This is a genomic window from Microbacterium aerolatum, assembly GCF_007988825.1.
GTDB classification, from domain to species: Bacteria; Actinomycetota; Actinomycetes; order Actinomycetales; family Microbacteriaceae; genus Microbacterium; species Microbacterium aerolatum.
Genome location: NZ_BJUW01000002.1, coordinates 85,926 through 110,491, shown reverse-complemented (window position 1 = coordinate 110,491; position 24,566 = coordinate 85,926). Strand labels below are relative to the sequence as shown.

The 24,566-nt window shown below is 69.0% G+C and carries 25 protein-coding genes; 11 read left to right on the top strand and 14 right to left on the bottom strand.

Annotated features, from left to right (window positions below; translation table 11 throughout):
• Positions 1-52: 52 nt before the first annotated feature.
• Genes MAE01_RS02715 through MAE01_RS02705 form a run of 3 tightly spaced genes read left to right on the top strand, consistent with a single transcriptional unit; the run spans position 53 to position 3,758 of the window.
• Positions 53-991, top strand: coding sequence for a PhnD/SsuA/transferrin family substrate-binding protein (locus tag MAE01_RS02715; protein WP_186806093.1), 939 nt, complete (start codon positions 53-55; stop codon positions 989-991).
• Between the two features lie 41 nt (positions 992-1,032).
• The gene (phnC, locus tag MAE01_RS02710) at positions 1,033-1,932 is read left to right on the top strand and encodes a phosphonate ABC transporter ATP-binding protein (protein ID WP_147038015.1); all 900 of its coding nucleotides are present in this window, start codon (positions 1,033-1,035) and stop codon (positions 1,930-1,932) included.
• The gene (locus tag MAE01_RS02705; RefSeq protein ID WP_147038014.1) at positions 1,929-3,758 is read left to right on the top strand and encodes a PhnE/PtxC family ABC transporter permease; all 1,830 of its coding nucleotides are present in this window, start codon (positions 1,929-1,931) and stop codon (positions 3,756-3,758) included. Before phnC ends, MAE01_RS02705 begins: the two co-directional genes overlap by 4 nt.
• A 28-nt stretch (positions 3,759-3,786) precedes the next feature.
• On the opposite strand, the gene MAE01_RS02700 is transcribed toward MAE01_RS02705, so the two are convergent.
• The 6 genes from MAE01_RS02700 to MAE01_RS02675 form a co-directional block, all read right to left on the bottom strand.
• Complete coding sequence (locus MAE01_RS02700) at positions 3,787-4,194, bottom strand: transferase (protein ID WP_147038013.1); 408 nt, start codon at positions 4,192-4,194, stop codon at positions 3,787-3,789.
• A gap of 102 nt (positions 4,195-4,296) precedes the next feature.
• The gene (locus MAE01_RS02695; RefSeq protein ID WP_147038012.1) at positions 4,297-5,070 is read right to left on the bottom strand and encodes a DNA-formamidopyrimidine glycosylase family protein; all 774 of its coding nucleotides are present in this window, start codon (positions 5,068-5,070) and stop codon (positions 4,297-4,299) included.
• Positions 5,063-6,001, bottom strand: coding sequence for an EI24 domain-containing protein (locus MAE01_RS02690; RefSeq protein ID WP_229718228.1), 939 nt, complete (start codon positions 5,999-6,001; stop codon positions 5,063-5,065). Before MAE01_RS02690 ends, MAE01_RS02695 begins: the two co-directional genes overlap by 8 nt.
• Positions 5,998-6,267 (bottom strand): Txe/YoeB family addiction module toxin, encoded by a 270-nt coding sequence (locus MAE01_RS02685; RefSeq protein ID WP_147038011.1) that lies wholly within the window; start codon positions 6,265-6,267, stop codon positions 5,998-6,000. The genes MAE01_RS02690 and MAE01_RS02685 overlap by 4 nt, the downstream gene beginning before the upstream one ends.
• Entirely contained in the window at positions 6,264-6,512 is a 249-nt protein-coding gene (locus MAE01_RS02680) for a type II toxin-antitoxin system Phd/YefM family antitoxin (protein WP_147038010.1), read from the bottom strand. The genes MAE01_RS02685 and MAE01_RS02680 overlap by 4 nt, the downstream gene beginning before the upstream one ends.
• Before the next feature lie 36 nt (positions 6,513-6,548).
• On the bottom strand, positions 6,549-11,306 hold the full coding sequence (locus MAE01_RS02675) for an Lhr family ATP-dependent helicase (protein ID WP_147038009.1): 4,758 nt from the start codon (positions 11,304-11,306) through the stop codon (positions 6,549-6,551).
• A gap of 70 nt (positions 11,307-11,376) precedes the next feature.
• On the opposite strand from MAE01_RS02675, the gene MAE01_RS02670 reads away from it, so the two are divergent.
• On the top strand, positions 11,377-11,790 hold the full coding sequence (locus MAE01_RS02670) for a DUF6157 family protein (protein WP_147038008.1): 414 nt from the start codon (positions 11,377-11,379) through the stop codon (positions 11,788-11,790).
• Here MAE01_RS02670 and MAE01_RS02665 read toward each other — a convergent pair.
• Complete coding sequence (locus MAE01_RS02665; protein WP_147038007.1) at positions 11,783-13,402, bottom strand: ABC-F family ATP-binding cassette domain-containing protein; 1,620 nt, start codon at positions 13,400-13,402, stop codon at positions 11,783-11,785. The genes MAE01_RS02670 and MAE01_RS02665 overlap by 8 nt on opposite strands.
• Before the next feature lie 281 nt (positions 13,403-13,683).
• Between MAE01_RS02665 and MAE01_RS02660 the strand changes: the two genes are divergently transcribed.
• Entirely contained in the window at positions 13,684-13,998 is a 315-nt protein-coding gene (locus MAE01_RS02660; protein ID WP_147038006.1) for a glycine zipper domain-containing protein, read from the top strand.
• On the opposite strand, the gene MAE01_RS02655 is transcribed toward MAE01_RS02660, so the two are convergent.
• Positions 13,987-14,640, bottom strand: coding sequence for an alpha/beta hydrolase (locus MAE01_RS02655; RefSeq protein ID WP_229718227.1), 654 nt, complete (start codon positions 14,638-14,640; stop codon positions 13,987-13,989). The genes MAE01_RS02660 and MAE01_RS02655 overlap by 12 nt on opposite strands.
• A 44-nt stretch (positions 14,641-14,684) precedes the next feature.
• Here MAE01_RS02655 and MAE01_RS02650 point away from each other — a divergent pair, with 44 nt between their 5' ends.
• Positions 14,685-15,284 (top strand): NUDIX hydrolase family protein, encoded by a 600-nt coding sequence (locus MAE01_RS02650; protein WP_147038005.1) that lies wholly within the window; start codon positions 14,685-14,687, stop codon positions 15,282-15,284.
• Between the two features lie 59 nt (positions 15,285-15,343).
• Here MAE01_RS02650 and MAE01_RS02645 read toward each other — a convergent pair whose 3' ends face one another.
• The gene (locus tag MAE01_RS02645; protein ID WP_147038004.1) at positions 15,344-16,081 is read right to left on the bottom strand and encodes an SDR family NAD(P)-dependent oxidoreductase; all 738 of its coding nucleotides are present in this window, start codon (positions 16,079-16,081) and stop codon (positions 15,344-15,346) included.
• A gap of 91 nt (positions 16,082-16,172) precedes the next feature.
• Positions 16,173-17,240, bottom strand: coding sequence for a threonine aldolase family protein (locus MAE01_RS02640; protein ID WP_147038003.1), 1,068 nt, complete (start codon positions 17,238-17,240; stop codon positions 16,173-16,175).
• Positions 17,241-17,287: 47 nt separating this feature from the next.
• On the opposite strand from MAE01_RS02640, the gene MAE01_RS02635 reads away from it, so the two are divergent.
• Positions 17,288-18,697 carry an MFS transporter gene (locus tag MAE01_RS02635; RefSeq protein ID WP_147038002.1) on the top strand — a complete coding sequence of 470 codons (1,410 nt, stop codon included), beginning with the start codon at positions 17,288-17,290 and terminating at the stop codon, positions 18,695-18,697.
• Between the two features lie 197 nt (positions 18,698-18,894).
• Here the strand turns inward: MAE01_RS02635 and MAE01_RS02630 are convergent, their stop codons facing one another.
• Together MAE01_RS02630 and MAE01_RS02625 are read right to left on the bottom strand one after the other, a co-directional pair.
• Positions 18,895-19,536 carry an SDR family NAD(P)-dependent oxidoreductase gene (locus tag MAE01_RS02630; protein WP_229718226.1) on the bottom strand — a complete coding sequence of 214 codons (642 nt, stop codon included), beginning with the start codon at positions 19,534-19,536 and terminating at the stop codon, positions 18,895-18,897.
• Between the two features lie 15 nt (positions 19,537-19,551).
• Positions 19,552-20,985 (bottom strand): DUF6421 family protein, encoded by a 1,434-nt coding sequence (locus MAE01_RS02625; RefSeq protein WP_147038001.1) that lies wholly within the window; start codon positions 20,983-20,985, stop codon positions 19,552-19,554.
• 71 nt (positions 20,986-21,056) lie between these two features.
• Here MAE01_RS02625 and MAE01_RS02620 point away from each other — a divergent pair, with 71 nt between their 5' ends.
• Complete coding sequence (locus MAE01_RS02620; RefSeq protein WP_147038000.1) at positions 21,057-21,506, top strand: Lrp/AsnC family transcriptional regulator; 450 nt, start codon at positions 21,057-21,059, stop codon at positions 21,504-21,506.
• Here MAE01_RS02620 and MAE01_RS02615 read toward each other — a convergent pair.
• The gene (locus MAE01_RS02615) at positions 21,503-22,537 is read right to left on the bottom strand and encodes an ArsR/SmtB family transcription factor (RefSeq protein ID WP_229718225.1); all 1,035 of its coding nucleotides are present in this window, start codon (positions 22,535-22,537) and stop codon (positions 21,503-21,505) included. The genes MAE01_RS02620 and MAE01_RS02615 overlap by 4 nt on opposite strands.
• Before the next feature lie 45 nt (positions 22,538-22,582).
• Here MAE01_RS02615 and MAE01_RS02610 point away from each other — a divergent pair, with 45 nt between their 5' ends.
• The 3 genes from MAE01_RS02610 to MAE01_RS02600 are packed head-to-tail and all read left to right on the top strand — an operon-like array spanning position 22,583 to position 24,243.
• The gene (locus tag MAE01_RS02610) at positions 22,583-22,939 is read left to right on the top strand and encodes a cupin domain-containing protein (RefSeq protein WP_147037999.1); all 357 of its coding nucleotides are present in this window, start codon (positions 22,583-22,585) and stop codon (positions 22,937-22,939) included.
• A 17-nt stretch (positions 22,940-22,956) separates the two neighbouring features.
• Positions 22,957-23,250: a DUF4287 domain-containing protein gene (locus MAE01_RS02605; RefSeq protein WP_147037998.1), complete on the top strand. Its 294-nt coding sequence runs from the start codon at positions 22,957-22,959 to the stop codon at positions 23,248-23,250.
• 24 nt (positions 23,251-23,274) lie between these two features.
• Positions 23,275-24,243: a 1,4-dihydroxy-2-naphthoate polyprenyltransferase gene (locus tag MAE01_RS02600; protein WP_147037997.1), complete on the top strand. Its 969-nt coding sequence runs from the start codon at positions 23,275-23,277 to the stop codon at positions 24,241-24,243.
• 3 nt (positions 24,244-24,246) lie between these two features.
• On the opposite strand, the gene MAE01_RS02595 is transcribed toward MAE01_RS02600, so the two are convergent.
• Positions 24,247-24,561, bottom strand: a complete 315-nt coding sequence (locus tag MAE01_RS02595; protein WP_147037996.1) for a DUF4229 domain-containing protein — start codon at positions 24,559-24,561, stop codon at positions 24,247-24,249.
• Positions 24,562-24,566: the final 5 nt, after the last annotated feature.

The following is a 24,566-nucleotide window of genomic DNA, read 5'->3' as shown; positions in this document are numbered from 1 at the left end:
GCGTCCCAGCCGAGCACATCACCCTGCACCCGCACCTTCGAAAGGTTCCTCCATGCAGTCCACCCTCAAGCGCGGACTCGCGCTCGCCGCCGGCCTCACCCTCGCCTTCGGTCTCACGGCCTGCGCCGCCGACACCGCCGACTCCTCCACCGACGGCGGAAACGCCGAGGGCACATTCGCCTCCGGTGACTCCGACACGCTGGTCTTCGCCGTCCTTCCCGACCACGAGGGCGCCGACCAGGACGCCCAGCCGATCGCCGACTGGATCGCCGAGATCACCGGGAAGAACGTCGAGTTCTTCCAGGCGACCGACTACACCGCCGTCGTGCAGGGCCTCGCCGCCGACCAGATCGACATCGCGCAGATCTCCGCCTTCACGTACTTCCAGTCGCAGAACGCCGGCGCCGACATCGTTCCGATCGGCGCGCAGATCACCCAGGAGGGTGCAGAGCCCGGCTACTTCTCCGTCGCCGTCAAGAACCCCGCGGCCACCGACGTGACCTCGCTCGAGGACTTCGCCGATCGCCCGGTCTGCTTCGTCAACCCCACCTCGACCTCGGGCTTCGCGGTTCCGATGGGCGGCCTCCTCGAGGCGGGTGTCACCGTCGCCGATGACGACCGCTTCTTCGGCGAGGAGCACGACCTCAACGCCAGGAAGGTCGCCGAGGGCACCGACTGCCAGGTCGGCTTCGCGCAGGACATCGACGCCGACCCGCTGATCGAGTCTGGTGAGCTCGAAGAGGTCCAGCGCGTGCAGGTTCCCGCCGCTCCCATCGTCATGCAGGCCGCTCTGCCGCAGGACGTGCAGGACCAGCTGGTCGCGGCTCTCGCCGACAGCACCCAGTCCGACCTGACCGACGCGGGCGTCGAGCTCAACGAGTTCCTCACCGACGGCTGGTTCGGCTTCGGTGCCGTCGACGACGCGTACTACGACCTCATCCGCACGCTGTGCACCGAGATCGCCGATGAGGTCGAGGCCTGCCGCGCCTGACCCTGTCCGATCCCACGTAGACGCAGCCAGGAGCAATTGACATGACGAACAGCGACACCCCCGCAGTCCGGATCACAGATCTGGGCAAGACCTACCCCGGAGCCAAAGTCCCGGCACTGGAGGGGGTGTCGCTGTCCGTCGAACCAGGAGAGATCGTCGTCCTGCTCGGGCTCTCGGGCTCGGGCAAGTCGACGCTCCTGCGTCACATGAACGGGCTGGAGACCCCTACCGAGGGGGCCGTCGTCTCCCTCGGCGAACCCGTCGCGGGGCTCATCGGTCGGCACCTGCGCGCCCTGCGCGGTCGCATCGGCTTCATCTTCCAGCAGTTCGAGCTCGTCGGCGCGCTCACCGTACTCGAGAACGTGCTCACCGGCGGTCTGTCGTCGTTGCGCGGCCCGCGCGTGGGCATCGTCACCTACCCGCGCGCCCTGCGCGAGAAGGCACTCGGCCATCTCGACAGGGTCGGGCTGCTCGAGTTCGCCTACCAGCGGGCCGATCAGCTCTCCGGCGGCCAGCAGCAGCGCGTGGCGATCGCCCGCGCACTCATGCAGGACCCCGAGATCCTCCTGGCCGATGAGCCCGTGGCATCCCTGGACCCCGAGTCGAGCGGCCAGGTGATGGCGCTGATCCGAGAGATCGCGGCCGAACGATCGCTGACCGTCATCTGCTCACTGCACCAAGTCGATCTGGCACTGAGCTGGGGCGACCGCATCGTCGGCCTGCGCGCCGGCCGGGTCGTGCTCGACACGCGCACCGACGACCTCAGCCGCGAAGAGGTCATGGAGATCTACGGCCGCGTCGCCACCACGACCAGTGAGATCGCGGCGCTCGAGGACGAGCTCGCCGAGGCGCGCGAACAGGTGCGCAGCCAGGAGGCGCAGCGTGCGGCATCCGCTCGCGACCGCCTCGCCGAGGACTTCGCGAACGAGGAGCCCGCGTGACCACGGTCGCCGAACGCCCCACGGCTATCGCCGCTCGCTCCGCACTCGTCCGGCGTCCGGCGCCGCGACTGTCCACGATCGTCTCCTACGGTGTCATCATGGCGATCCTCGCCCTCGGTGTCTGGTCGTTCATCGGACTCGACTACAGCCTGAAGAGTCTCGATACGACGGGCAAGAACATCGCCCGCTTCCTCGGGATGGCGACCCCCATGCAGTGGCCGGGCTGGGAGGTCGCCGGCGAGCGTCAGGCCGACGGCACGACGACGTACGTGACCACCTGGGTCGGTTTCGCGCCGATCTGGGAGATGTTCCTCACGATCGTCATCACGCTGGCGCTGGTGATCGCCGGTACCGCGCTGGCTGCCGTGCTCTCGGTGCCGGTGGCCTACGGGGCCGCACGCAACACCACGCCGCACGGGCTCGTGCTGGCCGCCTGCCGCGGCATCGGCGTCATCGCTCGCGCTGTCCCCGACGTCGTCTTCGTGGTGATCTTCGCTTTCCTTTGGTTCAACTCCGGGACGCTGCCGGCCATCGTCGCGATCGGCCTGCACTCGGTCGGCATGATCTCGAAGATGTTCGCCGATGCCATCGAGCAGATCGACGAGGGTCCGCGGCTCGCCATCCGCTCCGCCGGAGGCTCGAAGTCGCAGGAGTTCTGGTCGGGCGTCGTTCCGCAGGTGCTTCCGGCGTGGATCGCGGTCGCTCTCCACCGCGCCGACATCAACCTGCGCGGCACCGTCATCCTCGGTGTCGTCGGAGTGATCGGCATCGGCTACGAGCTCGACGAAGCGCTGCACGGGGGACCTGCGGGGATGCGACGCGTCATCCCGCTCGTGGTGATCATCATCGTCCTCTGCGTGCTGTTCGAGGTCGTCTCGTCACTGCTGCGCACCCGCCTCCTCGGCGTGCAGCCGACCGGCAAGGGTCTTGGCGACACGGTGGCCCGCGCCGTCGCGCGCAGCAAGCCCGCCGTCGCGGATGCGAAGAGCACGGGGACGATCAGAACGCTGGATCGCCACGCCCGCATCGAGGCGGCCATGCACCGGCCCTGGGACCGCAGCCGCATCGGCAACACGCTGTGGATCTGGGTCGGCATCCTCGTCGTCATCGGCGCGTTCGTCTACGCGGCACCCGACATCACGAAGATGCTCGCGCCGTCATGGAACGAGCTCGTCGATCCCGCGCGCGACCGCGCGATCTGGCCCCCGCACTTCGGCAGCCGCAGCGTCGCCGATGTCACGGCGGCCGTGGTGACGACGATCCAGATCGCCTTCGCCGCCACGCTCATGGGCGCGATCATCTCCGCCGTGGTCGGCCCGCTGTCAGCGCGGAACGTCGCACCGAACAGCTGGATCCGCAACACCTTCCGCGGCATCGCCCTGTTCATCCGAGCGATCCCCGATCTCGTCGTGGCGATCCTGTTCATCATCGCGGCCGGCATCGGTCCGCAGGCCGGCGCGCTGGCCCTCGGCATCGGCGGAGTGGGACTGCTCGCGAAGCTCATCGGTGACTCGATGGAGGAGGTGCCGAACGGACCGGAGCGCGCGCTCGCGGCAGGCGGCAGCACACGCACGCAGGTGTTCTTCTCCTCGACGCTGCCGATGTCGGTGCCCGCGATGGTCAGCCACCTGATGTACCTGCTCGAGCAGAACATCCGCTCGGCGACGCTGCTCGGCATCGTGGGCGCAGGCGGCATCGGATTCCTGCTGCTGAACGCCCTGCAGGGGAGGCACTTCGACGAAGTGCTCGCCTACGTGCTGGTGATCATCGCGATGGTCGTGGTCGTCGAGAGCGCCTCGATCCTGATCCGGCGCGCGCTGAAGTAGCGCGCGGACCTCGCAGACCCGACCGGGCTCAGGCGGCCAGCCAGAGACCCTTCCGGTCGGTGGCGATGCGGAGCCCCGCTGCGACGGTCTCGTCGTCACCGATTCGGGCACCTCGTGCGATGCGGGCTCCGGCGCCGATGTCGGTGCGGACGCCGATGTGGGCGCCCTCGCCGACGGCTGCACCCTCGCCGATGTGCGCGTGGGCGTCGATGTAGGCGTTCTCGCCGATCACGGCATCCGGTTCGACCCACGCTCCGCGGATCACTCTGGCTCCCGCGCCCACGCGAGCCCCCGGTTCGACATAGGCGCCGACCTCGACAACGGCCTTCGGATGCACCTTCGCGCCGTGCGCGACAAGGCCACGGCCGTTGACGTGCTTGCGATAACGCAGCGTCGTGCCCTGGTCGTCCTCGATATCGATGTAGTTCTTACCCAAGATTCCTCCCAGTCCGGACATCTCCGGATATATCAACAACCATGGGAGGGGCGAATTCATTCCCGAATCGGGATGCTGAACCGGATCGAGTGGTTCTGACCGTCAGCGCTGACAGTTCGGGCACCAGAAAGTGATGCGCTCGCGAGTCGGATCGGCACCCTGCTCGCCGCGGCGGATCAGCGTTCCGCATCGTCGGCACGGCCGGTTCGCGCGGCCGTACACCCAGGTCGTGCGTCCTGGCCGGTTCACCCCGGTGAAGGTGCGATCGACCCGCTCGCGGTTGGCGCGGATCGTGCGGGCACCGAGGTCGACGAGGGCTGCCGTGTCGACCTCTGTCGCAGGCGTGGTCGGCAGGATCCCGCGCAGGAACAGCAGCTCGGCGGCGTACTCGTTGCCGAAGCCCGCGACGTTGCGCTGGTCGAGCAGAGCGACGTGGATGCTGCGGGCATCGGCGCTCAGGCGGGCCGCCGCAGTCGCGGCATCCCAGTCGTCGGAGAGGGGATCGGGACCCAGATGCCCGACGATCTGCTCCTCGTCGCGAGTGGGGATCAGTTCGATGTCGGCGATGTCGACGCCGACGGCTTCGTGCGTGGTCGTGCCGACGATCGCGCGCACCTTGAACGCCGGATGCCGCCACCTCTCACCCGGTCGGTACAGGAACCACGCGCCATCCATGCGCAGATGAGAATGCAGCGTGTGATCGCCGATGTGCAGCAGCAGGTGCTTGCCGCGCGCCGCGCAGCCGCGGATCGTGGCGCCCGTGAGATCCGCGGTCGCGACATGCGGGACGCGCAGATCGAACCGCGTGACCTCGTGCCCGGCAAGGGCCTCGTCGAGCCGCCGCGCGGTGCGGAAGACGGTGTCGCCCTCAGGCACGGGGCGGCCCCGGTGGAGGCGGCGGCGGCGCGCTTGCGGTCGGCCCGGGAGGTGTCGCTTCCTGCCGCCCGGCGGGTGCGGGAGCGGCACTTTGCGACACCTCCCGCGTGGAGGTCGCGGCTGCTCTCCCTGGAGGTGGCTCTTCCTGCCGCCCGGCGGGCGCGGGAGCGGCACTTTGCGACACCTCCGGCGTCCGGTCGGGATTCGCGCGCCGCAGCAGGTCGTGCGCGAGGAGCGTCGAACCGGCGACCGCGGCGGGCATCGTGACGATCGCGCCGAACGGCACAAGGAAACACAGCTGCGTCGCCACGCCGAAGCCGATGACGCGGGCGCGGCCTGCGCGCAGCATCCCGGATCGTGAGTATCCGGTGAGCCCGCGCGCATCGAAGGCACGTCCGGTGAGTTCGCGGGCGAGTACCCTGCCGTTCAGGACGACGCCGATGATGGATGCCGCCACACCGCCGACCACGGGGACGAAGCCGATCACGAGCGTCACGAGCGCGACGAGCAGGCCGAGGAAGACGAGGCGGATGCCCTCACCCACGGTCGCCCAGAAACCGGTCTCGCCAGTCGGCTCCTCGCCGAGCGAGCGCTCGACGCCACGCCAGATCCGCTGGTAGAACGGGTCGCCGATCGTCAGAGTGAGGGCGGTGAAGACCGCCGCGGCGAGGGCGAGCGAGGCGACCAGCACCACAGCACCGAGGCCGAATCGCAGGACACCCTGCCACGGTGCGGTCCAGCCGTCCGCGAACGGGGTCATCCAGTCGGTGATCGGACCCAACCAGATCACGAGCGGCGCGAGCGCGGCCAGCAGAACCAGCCACGCGATGAACGCCGGGATCAGGCCCAGGGCCAAGAGCCTCGTGTTCGACTTCCACATCCCGAACCCGCGCAGCAGCGTGCCCACACCGGCGAAGAACTCCCGAATCAATAGTGGTACCTCGCTTGAAGGATGGTGACGTGCGTCGCGTCGGCGACGTACACCAGGCGGTTCGCCTCATCGATGCGCCGCGACCAGGCACCGGCTAGAGCATGCCGCAGCGGCTCGGGTTTGCCGATGCCCTCGAAAGGGTCGTCGCGCAGCACGTCCGCGATGAGCTGATTGATTCGCCGCAGAGTCTTCCGATCCTGCGTCTGCCAGTGCAGGTAGTCCTCCCACGCCTCGGGCGTCCAGGTGAGGAGCCGGGCGGTGGTCATGCGTCGCGGAGGTCGTGCTCCTCGACGCTCCCGGAGCGCGCCGAGTCCAGGGCCGACAGCAGACGCCGCGCATTCTCGGGCGAGCGCAGCAGGTAACTGGTCTCGATGAGCGAGTCGTACTCGTCCTTCGACATCAGCACGGCTGATCCTCGCCGCGAGGTGATCTCCACTTCGCTGTGGTCGAGGTTGACTCGCTCGATCAACCCGAACAGATCGCGACGTGCCTCGCTCGTGGTGATTGCCATGATTCCTCCCGACTTGTACCAGATATCGTACCAGTCTCAGATGGCCTTCCGCAGGGCGTATCCCCGCGGAGTCGGCACGAAACCGGCCTCCTGCAGGGCTGTGGCGAAGGTCGTGCCGTAGATCGGTTCGCCGTTGATCTTCTCCACGGTGAGCGTTTCGAGCCGGCGGGCGCGTGAGGTGGCGACGAGATCGGATGCCGCCGCCCGTAGCACCTCCGGATCGTCATCGAACGCCAGCACCGTGCGGCCGCCTCGTTCCAGGTACAGCACGAGCGCCCCGTCCACGAGCACGACGAGCCCGCCGGCCTTGCGACCGGGGCGGTGCGAGACGCCCTCGCGTCGCGGCCACGCGAGCGCGGCGCCGTACGGGTTCGCCGGATCCGTCGCAGCGAGAGTGATGGACCGCAGGGGTGCAGGATCGGGCAGGTTCGCGAACGTGCGCAGCCGATCGACGGTCGTGGATGCCGCGAACTGCGCCGCCCCGAGCTTCTCGATGACGTAGCCGCGCCGGCAGTGCCCGGCCTCTTCGAACCCCGCGAGGATTCGATACGCCTGGGCGAAGCCGCCGGGTGTGCCCTCGGACTGCACTGCTCCTCGCGTGACGACGCCGTAGCGATCGAGCAACAGGCCGGCGGAAACGGTAGCGCGGCGAGATGCCGTCGCCGAGGCCTCCGCGGGACCGGCCGTGGGGAGCAGCGACCACCGTCCGCCCGTGGCCGTCGGCCGTGACTGCTGTGCGGGGCCCGACAGCCCCGAGAAGGAGACGCCGCGGAACGTTCGCGCCCGCGGAGCCCGCCGCACCGACTTGTGGGCCTGCGATCCGCCGGCGAGCAACGTACGCACGGGGGCGAAGGTGTCGTTGGTGACGAAACCCGACCAGGTCAGGTTCCACAGGGCCTCGAGCACGGACTGCTCGTTCTCTGCACCGGCCATCTCCTTCAGCTGTGCGGCGAAGTAGGCGCCGCCGCGTCCGAGCGCCTCCAGGAGTGTGTGCTCGAGCGAATCCGGCGCGATCTCGGCGTCGGTCACCGGAAGTGTGAAGGGTGCGAGATCGGCGGGATGCAGCGACACCCAGCCATCGCGCCCGGGAAGCGTCCCGTGCCCCGCCCAGACGACCTCGCCACTCGAGGTGAGCTCGTCCAGCAGCCCGGGGGAGTAGTCGCGCACCCGCGACGGAAGGACGAGCGATTCCCAGGCACTCGCGGGAATCGGCACACCGGAGAGCTGCTCGACCACGGCCAGCACTCCGTCGATGCCCTCCAGGGGTCGGGTGAGGTGCTGCCAGTCCGGCAGGAATCGCGCGTACGCCTCCGGGGCGACCGGTTCGACACTGCCGCGGATCGCGGCGAGAGAGCGCATGCGCAGCCGCCGCAGAACCTCGGTGTCGCACCATTCGTTCTCCGTCGCGGCTCCGGAGGCCTCGGGCAGGAAGTACCCGCTGGTCACCCGTCCGGACTGCTCGAGACGCTGCAGCGTGTGGCGTGCGACGGCCGTTCCGAGACCGAATCGGGCGGCGACGGCATCGGTCGTGAACGGGCCGTGCGTGCGCGCGTATCGGGAGACGAGGTCGCCGAGCGGGTCGGCTACCGGTTCGAGGAAGGCGACCGGGATGCCGGTCGGCAGCGCCGCTCCCAGCGCGTCGCGGAGGCGTGCGGCATCCTCGATGGCGGCGACCCGCGAGGCACCTGCGATCGTGACAGGGATGGCGCGGCGGGCAGTGATCAGGGTGTCGAGGTGGGCTTGGGCTTCAGCGAGAGTGGTTTCGACTCGGGCGGCTTCGCCGTCCTCGCTCAACCCGTTTCGTCTCGCCTCCGGCTCGCTCAACGACCCGCGTGGAGGACCGTCCGGCTCGCTCAACGACCCGCGGGGAGAACCTTCCGGCCCACTCAACGCCTCGGTGCCGGGCCCTGAGCCTGTCGAAGGGTCCGGCTCCAACCGCTCGGCGACCTCGGCGGCATCGAGCGGGCCGAGCGTGCGCAGCAGGTCGGCGACGCCCTCGATGCCGCGGGCATGACGGTCCGGCTCCAGCCGCTGCGCCTCGCGCTCGAACTGCGCGATGACGTCGGGGTCGAGCAGCTCGCGCATCTCGACCGTGCCGAGCAGTTCGCCGAGCAGAGCGGGATCGACCGAGAGCGCCGCCGCACGGCGTTCGGCCAGCGGCGAGTCGCCCTCGTACATGAACGCGCCGACGTAGCCGAAAAGCAGGTCGCGCGCGTACGGCGACGGCTGCGCGGGTTCGGTCTCGACGAGCCGCACGCGGCGCTCGGCGATCGCGGTGGTGAGACGGCGCAACGAGGGCAGGTCGTAGACGTCCTGCAGCACCTCTCGCAGGGTCTCGAGAATCACCGGGAAAGTCGGATGCCGGCGCGCCACCTCGAGCAGCTGCGCGGATCGCTGCCGCTGCTGCCACAGTGGCGTCCGCTTGTTCGGGTTCATGCGAGGCATGAGCAGCGCGCGGGCGGCGCACTCGCGGAACCGGGAGGCGAACAGGGCGGACCCGCCCACCTCCTCAGTGACGATGTGCTCCATCTCGTCGGCGTCGAAGACGAAGAGGTCCGCACCAGGCGGCTCGGCGTCGGCATCCGGGATGCGCACGATGATGCCGTCGTCGCTCGCCACCGCCGATCCTTCGACACCCAGGCGCTCGCGCACACGCGCATTGATCGCCAGGGCCCACGGCGCGTGCACCTTCATGCCGTACGGGGAATGCAGGATGACGCGCCAGTCGCCGACCTCGTCTCGGCCACGCTCGACGGTGAGGTTCCGGTCGGTCGGAAGGGTGCCAGTGGCCTCACGCTGCTCCCGCAGGTGCGCGAGGAGGTTGGCACGGGCCTGCTCGTCGAGACCCGCGTCGATGAGGCGCTGTGCGGCCTTCTCGGGAGCGGCGGCATCCACCTCGCGCGAGAACTTTCCGAGCGCCTCGCCGAGCTCGTACGGGCGGCCGATGCCGTCGCCGTGCCAGAACGGGACCTTGCCGGGCTGTCCGTACGCCGGGATCACGTTGACCCGATCGTGCGTGATCTCGGCGATGCGCCAGCTCGTCGTCCCGAGCGTGAAGACGTCGCCGACGCGGGACTCGTAGACCATCTCCTCGTCGAGTTCTCCGACACGGCGGCCGGCGCCCTCGCCCGCGACGAACACGCCGAAGAGCCCGCGGTCCGGGATCGTGCCGCCGCTGGTGACCGCGATCCGCTGCGCGCCGGGGCGCCCGGTCAGAGTGCCGGCATCCCGGTCCCAGACCAGGCGCGGGCGCAGCTCGGCGAACTCGTCGGAGGGGAAGCGCCCGGCCAGCAGGTCGAGCGTGGCCTCGTACGCGGAGCGCGGCAGGGACTGGAACGGTGCGGACCGGCGCACGGTCTCGAACCACTCCTCGACGCTGATCGCATCCAGCGCGCAGGCCGCGACGGTCTGCTGAGCCAGGATGTCGAGCGGATTGCGCGGCACGGCGATCGCCTCGATCTGACCCGCCAGCATCCGCTCGGTGACGATCGCGGTGTGCAGCACATCGCCGCGATGCTTCGGGAAGAGCGCGGCGCGGCTCACCTCACCGACCTGGTGGCCGGCGCGCCCGACGCGCTGCAGACCGGATGCCGCGGACGGCGGGGCCTCCACCTGGATGACGAGATCGACCGCGCCCATGTCGATGCCGAGCTCGAGGCTGCTGGTCGCGACGACGCAGCGCAGGATGCCGGACTTCAGCTCCTCCTCGACCAGCGCCCGCTGCTCCTTCGACACCGAGCCGTGGTGCGCTTTGGCGAGTACGGGGTCAGCGCCCGCGGTGGAGCCCGCCTGCGCCATCATCGCGGCGGGCGGCGCCGACGCATCAGGCAGCGGCACGCCGATCCGCTCCGAGTAGATCTCGTTGAGCCGCCCGGTCAGACGCTCCGCCAGGCGACGCGAGTTGGAGAAGACGATCGTCGAGCTGTTCTCGAGGATGCGATCGACGATGGCCTCTTCGACGTGCGGCCAGACGGACCCGGTGACCTCGGTGTACTCGGCATCCGCGTCGTCGGCCGCCGGCACCCCAGGGGGCGGCGGGGGATTGGTCATGTCGTCCATCGGGACCGACACGGAGAGCTCGAACGTCTTCGATGCCTTGGGCGCGACGATCTCGACCGGCGCCGAACCGCCCAGGAACCGCGCCACCTCGTCGATCGGCCGGACGGTCGCTGACAGCCCGATGCGCTGAGCCGCAGCATCCGCCCCCGCGGCGCGGCGCAGCGCGTCCAGGCGCTCCAGGCTCACTGCGAGGTGCGCACCGCGCTTGGTGGCGGCGACCGCGTGCACCTCGTCGATGATCACCGTGTGCACTCCGCGCAGCGTCTCACCGGCCCGGCTGGTGAGCATGAGGTACAGAGACTCGGGCGTGGTGATGAGGATGTCAGGCGGGTTCGTGACGAGCTTGCGGCGATCGCTCGAGGTCGTGTCTCCCGAGCGCACGCCGACCGTCACTCCCGGCGCGTCGACGCCGAGCCTTCGCGCGGACTGGCCGATGCCGACCAGCGGGGAGCGGAGATTGCGCTCGACGTCGACGCCGAGTGCCTTCAGCGGAGAGATGTAGAGGATGCGGGTGCCGACGGCATCCACGGCATCCGTCTTCTCGCGGAAGATGCTGTCGATCGCCCACAGGAACGCCGACAGCGTCTTGCCCGATCCGGTCGGAGCGACCACGAGAGCGTGCTTGCCGGCGGAGATCGCCTCCCATGCTCCCGCCTGCGCGTTGGTGGGCGCGGCGAAGGCACCCCGGAACCAGTCCTGCGTGGCCGGGGTGAACCTGTCGAGCACATCGCTCATCCCTCCATCTTCGTGCAGGCATCCGACATGCGCTCTCGACAATGTTCCTGCGCGGGTGGATGGTGGTGTCATGGCTGACCACGCGACGAACTACCAGGGCACGTTCATCGAGGTGTCCGAGGACTGTCCGATCGATCACGGCGCCGAGCCGCCGATCGCCGAGAACCTGTCCATCGCGGCGCTGCACTATCGGCTCATCGCCGAGAAGCCGTACGGCCGCACCTCCGACGACGTCATCTTCGAGACGCACGCGCTGCGCAAGGGCATCGACCCGGATGACGCGGCGGCCAGGGTGGAGTTCTTCTCGAAGGGGCAGCCGTGCCTGCGGTCCTCGCCGATCGGCAAGCGTTACGGCTGGGGCACGCATCATGATGCGGAGGGGCGCGTCGCCCTGGTGCCGCGAGATTCGGAGGAGTACGCGGCGCTTGCCGCCGATCCCTCGCTCGCGCACACCAGGGCGATGCGCAGCAGCCGGGCTAAGTAGCCGCCTCCGCCACGTCGCCGAGCCGACCGTCGGCATCGAGCTCAAGGATGAGATCGAGGTCGAGCCGGTCCAGGAACGCGTCGTCATGGCTGACGATGAGCACGGCTCCGCGGTAGGCGCGCAGCGCCTCGACGACCTGGTCGACCGTGTCGAGGTCGAGATTGTTGGTCGGCTCGTCGAGCACCACGAGGTGCGGTGCGGGGTCGGCCAGCAGCAGCGTCGCCAGCGCGGTGCGGAAGCGCTCGCCGCCGGACAGCGTGCTGACCGGGCGGTCGGTCGTGTCTCCGCGGATCAGGAACCGGGCGAGCCGGTTGCGCAGTTGCTTCTCGGGGATCGCCGGTGCGGCCAGCGCCACGTTCTCGATGACCGATCGCGAGTCGTCGAGCCCGTCGATCCGCTGCGGCAGGTAGCCGATCCGGTCGGTGTGCGCATGCGCGTCCAGCGTCGGTGCCGGCTCATCGGCGACGGGTGCCACCAGCCGCCGCAGCAGCGTCGTCTTGCCGACACCGTTGCGGCCGATGACCGCCACGCGCTCCGGTCCCTGGATCACCCAGGATCGCTCGGCGTCGCTGATCGTCGCGATGCGCCGGCCACGCGACACATCGGGATCGGGCAGTTCGATCTTCATCGAGGCGTCGCCTCGCACCCGGTGGCCCGCCGCGTCCAGAGCCTCACGCGCTTCGGCCTCCTTCTCGGCGACCTCCGTTCGCAGCCGGCCGGCCGACACCTGCGCGGCCATCCTCCGCCCGTTCGCGATGATCTTCGGCACGCGCTTCTCGACGTACGCCTTGTTCGCCACTCGAGCACGTCCGGCGAGCTTCGTCTCGGCCTCGATGCGCTGGCGCTTCTCCTTCTTGAGAGCCTGCTTCGCGTCGCGTTCGGCCTGACGGGCCGCGTTCTGCTCGGCATCCAGCCATGCCCGCCATTCCGAGTACGGTCCGCCGAACACGCTGAGCGTGTGTTCGTACAGCTCGGCAGTGTCGTCCATCAGCTCGAGCAGCGAGACGTCGTGGCTCACCACGATGAGCGTGCCCTTCCAGGCGCGCACCATCGCGGCGAGCGCTGCTCGCGCAGCGCGATCGAGATTGTTGGTCGGCTCGTCGAGCAGAGTGATCGGTGCGCGTCGCAGGCGGATGCCGGCGATGGCGACCAGTACGGCTTCACCGCCCGACAGCTCTCCGACGCAGCGGTCGAGGAACGAGGGGTCCAGGCCCGCCTCGGCCAGAGCGACCTCGGCGCGCGCCTCGATGTCCCAGTCGTCGCCGACCGCATCGAAGTGCGCCGGGTCGACGTCGCCCGCCGTGATGGCGCGCACCGCGTCCAGCGCCGAAGCGATGCCGAGCAGCTCGGCGACGCGGCGATCCGTGTCGAGGGTGAGCTGCTGCGGCAGGTAGGCGACGTCGCCGGTCGTCGTGATCGTCCCCGATTTCGGGACGAGTTCGCCCGCGATCAGCCGCAGCAGCGTGGACTTGCCAGAGCCGTTGCGGCCGACGAGGCCGGTTCGGCCGGTCCCGAACGATCCGGTGACGCCGTCGAGCGCAGTGGACCCGTCGGGCCAGGTGAAGGTGAGTCGGTCGAGGGTGACCGAGGAGTGGATGGTGGGTGTTGACATGCGTGTCTCCGGGGTGTGCGAATGCACTGACACCGGTCGCGGCGGCTGGGCGCGTCGAAGAACGACGCCGAAGGCGGCGGCGAAACCGTACAAGGAAGGGTCGTGTCAGCGCGCGGAAAGATGGGCGCGGAGGCGACGACTCAGATCAATGAACTTCCAAACACGGCGGACAGGACTCGACGATGCTACCCGGGCGTGTCGCGCGGCGCAACCGTCGGGCGTGTCGCGATATCCGTCGAGCGGCGGATGCTGTCACCGCCGCGACGACGTACCGTGAAGTCATGGCCGACCACGACATGAGCAGGAGCGAGGCCCGTCAGCGCGCCAGCTGGGGCATCGGCATCGCGCTGGGAATGGGCGTCGGCGTCGCGATGGGCTCGGCTCTGGACAACATGGGAATGGGCATCGCGATCGGCATCGCGATCGGGATCGCGTTCGCGCTCGCCTTCGGTGCGAGCGGGCGTCGGAAGCCAGGGGATGGCAGTGCCGACGAGACTGCTGACGGTCCCGAAACCGACGGCCCGCAGGATGCTGCAACTGACGGCGACGCCTTCGATGACGACGCCGATCCGGACGGCCCCGGCTCAGTCCGCTGAGCCGTCCCGCCACTTCTCCAGGAACACCCGCACGTCCTGCAGTTCGTCCTCTGACACGCTGTGCGTGAGGCCGGGGTAGACCCGGCCGGTGAGCTCTGAGTGGTCGGGCAGCCACTGCGCGGTGTGATCGATCAGTGCCTGCGGGATGACGTCGTCGTGCGTGCCGCGCCCCCAGAACACGCGAGGCTGTGACGTGCGCAGCTCCTCGTCGTCGGGCAGGTCTCCCGGGGTGGCGTAGCCGCTGAGCGCGACGATCGCGCCGAAGCGGGCGGCATCCAGTCGCATCGCCTGCAGAGAGACCGCGGCGCCCTGCGAGAAGCCGAGCAGCGCGATCTTCGGGGCATCGGAGGCCGCGGCATCCAGCCAGTGCAGCAGCGCTCGCGCGGCGGCGGTGACGGCATCCGGATGCCGGCTCTCCATGCCCTCGATCGGGTACCAGGAGCGCCCGGGCGAAGGCCACGGCGGCGTGAGCGGGGCGGCGACGGATGCCACGGCGATCCCGTCCGGCAGGAACGGGACCAGCCCGAACAGATCGTTCTCGTCTGAGCCGTAGCCATGGAGCATCACCAGCAGCGGCAGGCCGTCACGGTCACCGGGTGCCCACCGCGTGGCATCCGCGTCGATCATCAGGGGGTCGCTCACACTGACATCCTGCCAGCGCACACCGACACTGGTAGAAATGGAGCATGGCGGTGCGCACACCAGATCCAGAGCCCGACGGCGAGGACGACGACCTCTCGCAGTTCAGTGAGCTGCCCGCCGACGCGAGCAACCCTGCCTGGCTCAGTGAGTTCGAGCTCGCCGAGGCGCGGCGCCGGCTGCCGATGCTGTACGTCGAGGCCATCCCCGTGCGCACGGACGGGACCGGTCAGGTCACCGAGCTCGGCATCCTGCTCCGCTCGACGCCGCTGGGCGAGATGACCCGCACGATCGTGTCCGGTCGGGTACGGTTCGGCGAGACCGTCCGCGACGCGCTGTTCCGGCACATCGAGAACGACCTGGGTCCGATGGCGTTCCCGCTGCTGCCGCCGCAGCCGCTGCCGTTCACGGTCGCCGAATACTTCCCGCTCCCCGGGGTCAGCGCCTACCACGACGATCGGCAGCATGCCGTGTCGCTGGCGTTCGTCGTGCCGGTGACGGGCACGTGCGAGCCGCGTCAGGACGCCCTCGAGGTGACCTGGTTCTCCCCCGAGGAGGCGGCCTCCGATGCCGTCGCCGCCGAGATGGAGGGCGGCCGCGGCACGCTGATTCGCAACGCGCTCGCGAGCCTCGGCCTGCTGCGCTGATCCGCTGACGCAGAAGCGGCGAGCCCCGGAGGGCCCGCCGCATCCTTCAGTGCGGAATCTCAGCCGGCGGTAACGCCGCCGTCTGCGACGAACTCCGCGCCCGTGGCGAAACTGGCGTCGTCGCTCGCCACGAAGGTGATCAGAGCGGCGATCTCCTCAGGGCGGCCGAGGCGGCCCATCGGGGTGCCGGCGATCAGCATGTCGCGGTCGGTCTCGCCGAGGATCGGGGTGTCGATGAAGCCGGGGTGCACGGAGTTCACGCGCACGCCCTCCTTGGCCCAGCCGAGAGCGGTCGTCTTGGTGAGCAGTCGCACAGCGCCCTTGGCCGCGTGGTAGGCGGGGCTCACGCCCGAGCCGACGATGCCGTACATCGAGCTGGTGTTCACGACCGAGCCGTTGCCGCTCTTCTTGAGGGCCTCGGCGGCGGCCTTCATGCCGAGGAAGACGCTGGTCTGCGTCACGGCGACGACCTTGTCCCAGGTTCCGAGCGAGGTGACCTCGATTGGTTCGTTGTCGCCGATGCCGGCGTTGTTGATCAGGATGTTCAGCCCGCCGTAAGTCTCGATGGTCTTCGCGACCGCGTCGTTCCAGCCGTCTTCGCTGGTGACGTCGAGGTGGATGAACAGCGCCTTGCCGCCGTCCTTCTCGATCTCGGCGACGACCTGCGCGCCGAGGTCGTCCTGCACGTCTGCGATCACGACCGTTCCGCCCTCGGACGCGATGCGACGAGCCGTCGCCTTGCCGATTCCGCTTGCGCCGCCCGTGACCAGGGCGACACGTCCATCGAAACGAGTCATGATCTCCTCTTTCCTTGTGGGATCGACCCGGCGTTCGTCGGGCCTGTACTCAATGCAACAAGCGAATCTTATTTGTATTCCAGTGAATGAATCAGGCGGTGGTCAGTCGACTGAGCTCGGCGATGAACGCGTCGACGTCCTGCTCCTGGGTGTCGAAGCTGCACATCCAGCGGACTTCGCGGCGTGCGGCATCCCAGTCGTAGAAACGGAACGCCTCGCGCAGCTGGTCGGCGACTCCCTCGGGGAGCGTCGCGAAGACGCCGTTCACCTGGGTCGGCTGGCTGAACCCGACCCCGCGGATCGACCCGTCGGCGAGGCCGTTCTCGATGCCGCTGCGAAGCCGCGCGGCCATGGCGTTCGAGTGGCGGGCGTTGCGCAGCCACAGGTCGCCCTCGAGCAGAGCGATGAGCTGCGCCGAGACGAAGCGCATCTTGGACGCCAGCTGCATGGAGTACTTGCGGCTGTAGATCAGGCCGTCGGATGCCTCGTCGTTCAGCACCACGATCGCCTCGCCGAGCATGGCGCCGTTCTTCGTTCCGCCGAAGCTGAGCACGTCGACGCCGGCGTCGCGGGTGAAGGCGCGCACGGGTACGTCGAGGGCCGCCGCGGCGTTCGCGATGCGCGAGCCGTCCATGTGCAGACGCATGCCGTGGTCGTGCGCGTGGTCGGCGAGTGCGCGGATCTCGTCGGCGGTGTAGAGCGTGCCGAGCTCGGTGGACTGGGTGATCGAGACCACCAGCGGCTGCGCGCGGTGCTCGTCGCCCCAGCCCCAGGCCTCGTGGTCGACGAGCTCGGGGGTGAGCTTGCCGTTCTCGGTCGGGACGGTGAGCAGTTTCATGCCGCCCATGCGTTCCGGCGCACCGCCCTCGTCGACGTTGATGTGCGCAGTGGATGCCGTGATCACCGCGCCCCAGCGGGGGAGCATCGACTGCAGACCGACGACGTTCGCGCCGGTGCCATTGAAGACGGGAAAGGCCTGGATGCCGTCGCCGAAGTGCCCGCGGAAGACCTCCTGCAGGCGCTCGGTGTAGTGGTCTTCGCCGTAGGCGATCTGGTGGCCGTCGTTGGCGGCGGCGATGGCCGCGAGAACTTCGGGGTGGATGCCGGAGTAGTTATCCGACGCGAATCCCCGGATCGCGGGGTCATGCAGAGTGCTCACTGAAACAGCCTATGTCGGATGTCGGCGGTGACGCCTACTCTTTTCTCATGCAGCGCACCGCAGCGCAAAGGGCCTTCATCGGCGTCCTGATCAACACGCTCATCGCCAACGTGACGACGAGCTTCCTCTGGTTCGCCCTGACGTTCTGGGTGTACATCCAGACGCAGTCCGTGCTCGCGACGGGCATCATCGGCGGCGCGTACATGCTCTTCGTCGCGCTCTTCGCGATGGTGTTCGGCACGGTCGTCGACCGGCACCGCAAGCACGCGGTCATGGTCCTGTCGAGCATCGTGTCGGCCGTGGCGTTCGGCATCGCCGGCGTGCTCTACCTCTTCTTCACCGAGGATCAGCTGCTGGACCTCGGGGCGCCCTGGTTCTGGCTGTTCGCCGCGATCATCCTGTTCGGCGGTGTAATCGAGCAGCTGCGCAACATCGCGCTCTCGACCACGGTGACCCTGCTCATCGGGGAGGAGAAACGGGCCAACGCCAACGGCCTGGTCGGCACGGTGCAGGGCATCGCTTTCCTCGTGACGAGCGTGTTCTCGGGGCTGTCGATCGGATTCCTCGGCATGGGGTGGACGCTGGTCATCGCGATCGTCTTCATGGGCGTGAGCTTCGTGCATCTGCTGTTCATCCGGATCCCGGAGGCCGAGCCGGTACCCGATCCGGATTCTTCCGGTGCGCTCGACTTCCGCGGCAGCGTGCAGGCGATCCGTCTGGCTCCGGGGCTGTTCGCGCTCATCATCTTCTCGACATTCAACAACCTCATCGGCGGCGTCTACATGGCGCTGATGGATCCGTATGGGCTGACGCTCTTCAACGCGCAACTGTGGGGCATCGCCCTCGCGTTCGCGTCGACTGGGTTCCTCATCGGCGGCGCACTGGTGGCGAAGTTCGGGCTCGGCAAGCGGCCGGTGCGGACCATGCTGCTCGTCGTGATCGCCATGGGTCTGCTCGGCTCGATCTTCATGCTGCGCGAGTGGTGGCCGCTGTACGTGATCGGCATGTGGCTGTACATGATGCTCGTGCCGCCCATCGAGGCTGCAGAGCAGACGGTGATCCAGAAGGTCGTCCCTTTCCAGCGGCAGGGCCGCGTGTTCGGCACGGCGGCGGCTCTGGAGGCGAGCGCTGCTCCGATCACGGCGTTCCTCATCGCGCCGATAGCGGAGTTCATCATCATCCCGTACATGGGCAGCTCGGCGGGTCAGCGGCAGTGGGGCTGGTTGCTGGGCGAGGGGGATGCCCGAGGCATCGCGCTGGTGTGCCTGTTCGCCGGGCTCATCATGGTCGTCGTGGCGGGTCTCGCGTTCTTCACGCGCTCGTACCGGAAGCTGACGCTGCTCTACGAGCAGGCGCCGGAGCAGCAGATCCCGGATGCGGCGGTGCCGAACGAGTCTGTCGATGCGCCGCCGCCCGTGCCGGGGCAGCCTCCCGGGCTGACGGGCCCGCACGCCTGACGTCGGCTTCGACCCGCTGCGCTCGCTCACCCCGTTTCGTCTCGCTTCGCTCGCTCAACGACCCGCGGGAGCGTCTTTCGCGGGTCGTTGAGCGGAGGAGCCGAACGCTTCTTTCGCCGTTCGTTGAGCGGAGGAGCCGAACGCTCCGAAGACGAAACGGGGTGAGTGAGCCGAAGGCGAGTCGAAGCCTGATCACCTCAGCCGAGGTCGATCACGCGATCGTTGAGCTCGGCGGCGTCGGCATCCCACAGCCCCACGACAGCCGCAGCGAGCGCCTCCGGTTCCAGCGCCTTCGCCCGGAACACGATGGATGCCGCGCGCAGCGGCGCACCGGCATCCCGAGCGCTCTTCGCGAACCCGTGCGCAACCGCCCGTGCCCACGCCTCGCTCGCGGCCTTCACCGCCGCGTAGTTCGCTCCGCCGGCGAGAGGGCGGGCGACCGCGGTGGATGACACGATCGCGAAGCGCCCGGCATCTGATGCCTGCAGCAGCGCGTCGAAGGCGCGCGAAGTCGCCCGCACGGCCTCGAGCGCCGGCAGGAGGGCGGCGAGATCCTCATCGGACTGCCCGGCGAGCCCGCCGCCTCCCCGCCATCCGCCGACCAGCGGTATCACCGCGTCGACGGCCCCGAGCGTCCCCGCGAACCTCTGCATGTCGGAGAGCGAGGTCGCATCGGCGACGACGACCTCCGCACCGGCATCCCGCAATGCGCCCAGCCGTGACTCCGACCTCCCGGTTGCGATCACGCGGGCTCCGGCATCCGCCAGTGCCCGCGTGACCGCTCTCCCCGCCGCGCTCGTTGCCCCACCGAGCACGATTGTGCGTCCCGCAACAGTCACGGCGTCCCCATCGGATCAGTCGTCGGTGCCGCGGATTCCCGCGGTCGACGCGATCACCGGGCGCATCTTCTTCTCCAGCGCCTCGAAGAACATCGACAGCGGGAACTCGTCGTCCAGCACCGCGTCGGTGTACCCCTTGGGAGCGCCCGCGAGCACCTCGTCCGTCAGGCCTCGTGCCCATACGGATGCCGGGTTCGGGGTCAGCACCGAGCTCACGAGCTCGTACGCCGCCAGCCAGTGCGCCGTCTTCGGGCGGTCGATCGACCGCCAGTACAGCTCGTCGATGGCCTCGCCGAGGGCGATCACGGCATCCGGAACACCGTCCCAGTCGAACGTGAGCTGCGTATCGGTCCAGTGCAGCACGCCGCGCTGGTGCAGCCAGGCGAACAGCAGCTGTCCGCCGAGTCCGTCGTAGTTGCGCACCCGGGAGCCGGTGATCGCGAACCGGAAGATCCGGTCGAAGATCACCGCGTACTGGACGAGTCCGGCGTGCTCGAGCATCTCCTGCTCGGCATCCGACAGCGCTTCGGCGGGCTCAGCGACCGCCCGGGCGGAGAGCCGCTTCTGGATGGCCACCGACTCGCGGAACGCGGTCAGATCGCACCGCAGCTCCTCGAGCGAATACAGGAAGTACGGCATCCGCTGCTTGATCATGAACGGGTCGAACGGCAGGTCGCCGCGCATGTGCGTGCGGTCGTGGATGATGTCCCACATCACGAACGTCTTCTCGGCGAGATCCTGGTCGTCCAGCATCCGCGCCGCCTCCTCGGGCAGCTCGAGTTTCGTGATCTCGGATGCCGCACGCACCACTCGCCGATAGCGGGCGGCCTCGCGGTCCTGGAAGATCGCGCCCCAGGTGAACGGCGGGATCTCGCGCATCGCGACGGTCTCGGGGAACAGCACTGCCGAGTTCGTGTCGTAGCCGGGCGTGAAATCGATCAGGCGAAGCGAGACGAACAGCTTGTTGCCGTAGTCGCCGGCTTCCAGCTCCGCGACGAACTCGGGCCAGATCGCCTGGACGATGAGCGCCTCGACCAGCCGATCCGACGAACCGTTCTGGGTGTACATCGGGAAGACGACGAGGTGACGGATGCCGTCGATCCGGTGCTGCTGAGGCTGGAACGCCATCAGGGAATCGAGGAAGTCCGGCGCCTCGAAACCGCCGGACGCCCAGCGCTCGAAGTCCGCGACCGACGCGGCGAGATACTCGGCGTCGTGCGGAAAGGCGGGGGCGAGCGCACGGATGCCGGCCGTGATCGCGGCGACGTGCGTGCGAGCTTCGGAGTGGTCCTCCGCGGACGGGATCGACCCGTCCTTGATCTGCAGCTCGCGGAGCGCGATCGCGGCATCCTTCAGCATCCGCCACGCGGCACTGCTCTCGGCGGTGGCGGCGTCTTCGACGACCTCGGGCTCGCCGATGATGGCAGTGTTCTGAAGGGGAGTGGACATCGGGACCTCCGATCGTGGACTCAGCGGAAAATATCCGGCGAAACAGTGTGTATGCCGATATTCTTCCACCTATGGAGGATACTGTCGACCGCCGGATCATCGCCGAGATCTCCCGCGACGCCCGGGCGACGCTGGCGCAGCTGTCGGACGCCGTCGGGCTGTCCACGTCGGCCGTGCAGTCGCGGCTGCGCAGGCTGGAATCGCGCGGGGTGATCATTGGCTACCGTCCGATGCTCGACGCCGAGGCGCTGGGCAAGCCGCTGTCGGCGTTCATCGAGATCACCCCACTCGATCCGGGGCAGCCCGACAACGCCCCCGAGCTGCTCGAACACCTCGTCGAGATCGAGGCGTGCCACTCGATCGCGGGCGACGCGAGCTACATGCTGTTCGTCAGAGTCGCCTCGCCGCGCGCCCTGGAGCAGCTCGTCGGCGACATCCGCGGCATCGCGAACGTCAGCACTCGCACCACCGTCGTTCTGCAGACGTACTACGAGAACAGGCCGATCGCGGTCGAGGACTAGAGCACCGCTCCGACCATCGCCTCGCCGAGCGGCGTGCGCAGGTGCAGCATCCGTGCGCCGTCGCGTTCGCTGGCGATGAGCCCGGCGTCGCGCAGCACGGTGAGGTGGTGGGATGCCGTCGACACGGCGATCCCGGTATCCGCAGCGACCTGAGATGTGGTGCGCGCGGCGCCGGCGCCGAGCAGGATCTCAGCGCGCGCTGAGCCGAGCAGCGCGCTCAGCGCGCCGGCGACGTCGGCGGCATCCCGCGCCCACCCCGCCGTGACCCCGCGCGCCGGATAGAACAGCGTCGGCTGCGCCGGCGGCTCGGTCAGCACCATGCATCCCCACGACGACATCACCGACGGCACGAGGACGAGGCCGCTGCCGCGGCAGTCCACCTGTTCGCTGTGCCTGCGTAGCCGCACGCGCACGGCGCCGGCGCCCCAGCTGACGTTCTGGTGCAGTCCGTTGGCCATGCCGCTGATCCCCGAGGTCGCGATCGTGCGCGAGCGCACCGCGATGTCGGCCCGCAGCAGGCGCTCGAGCTGCGGCCACACCGGCGCCAGCGCGGCATCCCACACTTCCTGCCAGGCATCCGCGATCATCGCCCTCGCGCGTGCGGGCTGATCCTGCATCTCCCGCAGGGCGCTCTGGCGAGAGCCGCTGGAGCGGAGCACCATCTTCGCGAAGTCCACGCGCATCGGGTCCAGCGGCGTCGAGCGCAGCGCCTCGAGCTCGGCGGCCGGTGTCATGTCCCAGCTCGGCGCCGCGGTGAGGAAGTCGGGCAGGTACCCGTCGTCGCCGATCACGGCGGCGAGCAGGCGGAAGCCCTCGCGCGGGAGCCGGTCGCGCACGGCGCGCAGCCAGCCCCATTGCAGCGGATGCTGCTGAGGGCGCAACAGCACCCGTACGGCGTGCGCCAGTTCGTGCCCGGGAGAGATGCCGAAGCGCACGGCCTGGATGTCGCCGCGGCTGAGCACGAACTCGACGCGATGGTCCGGGTGCACTACGCCCTCGACGGGGCCCACTCCCGTCATGTTTCGAGTCACATCGAAACTCTAGGGGGCGGCCGTGTCGCTGTCGAGACTGGACGCATGAACACCGCATCCCTGCCAGACGGAATCGTCACCGCTGCGCAGACCCGCATCGGCACCGGTCGCACACGCCGGTTCGTCGGCGCCGAGCACGGCGCGGACGTCTCGTACTTCTTCGTCGAGAATCAGCCGGGCGAGGGCCCCGGTCTGCACTGGCATCCCTACTCGGAGACGTGGGTGGTGCTCGAGGGGACCGTGCGGATCCGCCGCGGCGACGACATCCTGATCGCCGAAGCGGGAGACACCGTGACCGTGCCGCCGCGCGTCGTGCACGGCTTCACCAACATCGGCGAGGGCACGCTGCGCATCCTCTGCATCCACGCATCCGCCGAGATCATCCAGACCTTCATCGACTGACCGAAACCAGGAGAATCATGTCCTTTCAGGCCTACCTCGACGCCGTCGAGACCAAGACCGGACTCACCCCGCGCCAGCTCGTCGAACTCGCTCGCGAGAAGGGCTTCGACGAGACCACCAAGGCGACGCCCATCCTCGAATGGCTGAAGTCCGACTACGACCTCGGCCGTGGTCACGGAATGGCCATGGTGCATGTGATCACCAAGGGGGCGAAGATCGACGCCAAGCACGTCGATTCCGGTGGTTCGCACGCCGATGCCGGCGACACCCTGTGGCTCGAAGGCAAGGATTCGAATCCGAACGGCGCATAGTCCCCGCCGCTAGGATTGCCCTCCGTGGCAGCATCCTCGAAGCGCAAGACGACGCCGGCCAAGCGCAAGCCGGTCCGCACCAGTGGCAACCCCGCAAAGCGACCGATCGTCGAGGCGCCACCGATCACCGCCCGCGACTGGATCGGCGCCGCGCGCCTGCGCACGCTGCCGCTGGCAGTGGCCCCCGTGGTCATCGGCACGGGCGCCGCGCAGTTGGTCGATCCTGAGCTGCACTGGGTGATCGCCCTTGCCTGCCTCGCCGTCGCGGTTCTGCTGCAGATCGGCGTGAACTTCACGAACGATTACAGCGACGGCATCCGCGGCACCGATGCCCACCGGGTCGGGCCCGCCCGCCTGACGGCCTCGGGGCGCGTGAAGCCCAAGACTGTGCTGATGATCGGGCTCGCCTTCTTCGCGCTCGCCGCGCTCGCCGGGCTCGTGATCGTGATCCGCACCGGGCAGTGGTGGATGCTGGCGGTCGGCGCCGCTTGCATCGTCGCGGCCTGGTTCTACACCGGCGGCAAGCGCCCCTACGGCTACTTCGGCCTCGGCGAGGTCTTCGTCTTCGTCTTCTTCGGGCTCATCCCGGTGCTCGGCACCACCTGGGTCCAGGCGTTCCAGCTGCCGCAGGAGGCGTGGCTCGGCGCGATCGCCGCGGGCCTTTTCGGTTGCGCGGTGCTGCTCGCCAACAACCTGCGCGACATCGATCAGGACCGCGAGGTCGGCAAGCGCACGCTCACCGTGATGATCGGGCGTCGTGCCACTCAGGCGCTGTACACCGCGTTCATCATCGTGCCGTTCCTGATCGCAGCGCTCATCGCGCTGCTCTACCCGATCGCGTGGCTCGCGCTGATGGCGCTGCTCGCCGGCATCCCCGCGATCATCATCGTGTGGTCGTACCGCCGGTCGCGCGAACTCGTGGTCGCGCTGGGGCTCACGTCGCTCACGGCGCTCGCATACGCAGGTGCGCTGTACTGGGCGTTCGTCGGCTGAGGATCAGCTCTCGCGGGGAGCGGCAGTCTCGTCGTTCGTCGAATCGAGCACTGCGTCCTCGGCGTCGGCATCCTGCGCCGCCACGTTCTGCCGGCCGACTCCGCGCGCCTCGCGACGCTCGTGGATCCCGGCGGATGCGCCTGACAGCGGCTTGCGCAGGAACAGGATCGACAGGCTCATGCCGATGAGCGCGGCGAAGATCGCCGTCAGCCACCAGAGCTCGCGCATGATCGGGAAGAAGAACCACATGATCGCCAGAGGCACGAGGAACGCCAGCAGGCGCAGCACGGTATAGGTGACAATGGGCGGGATCTTCACCCTTC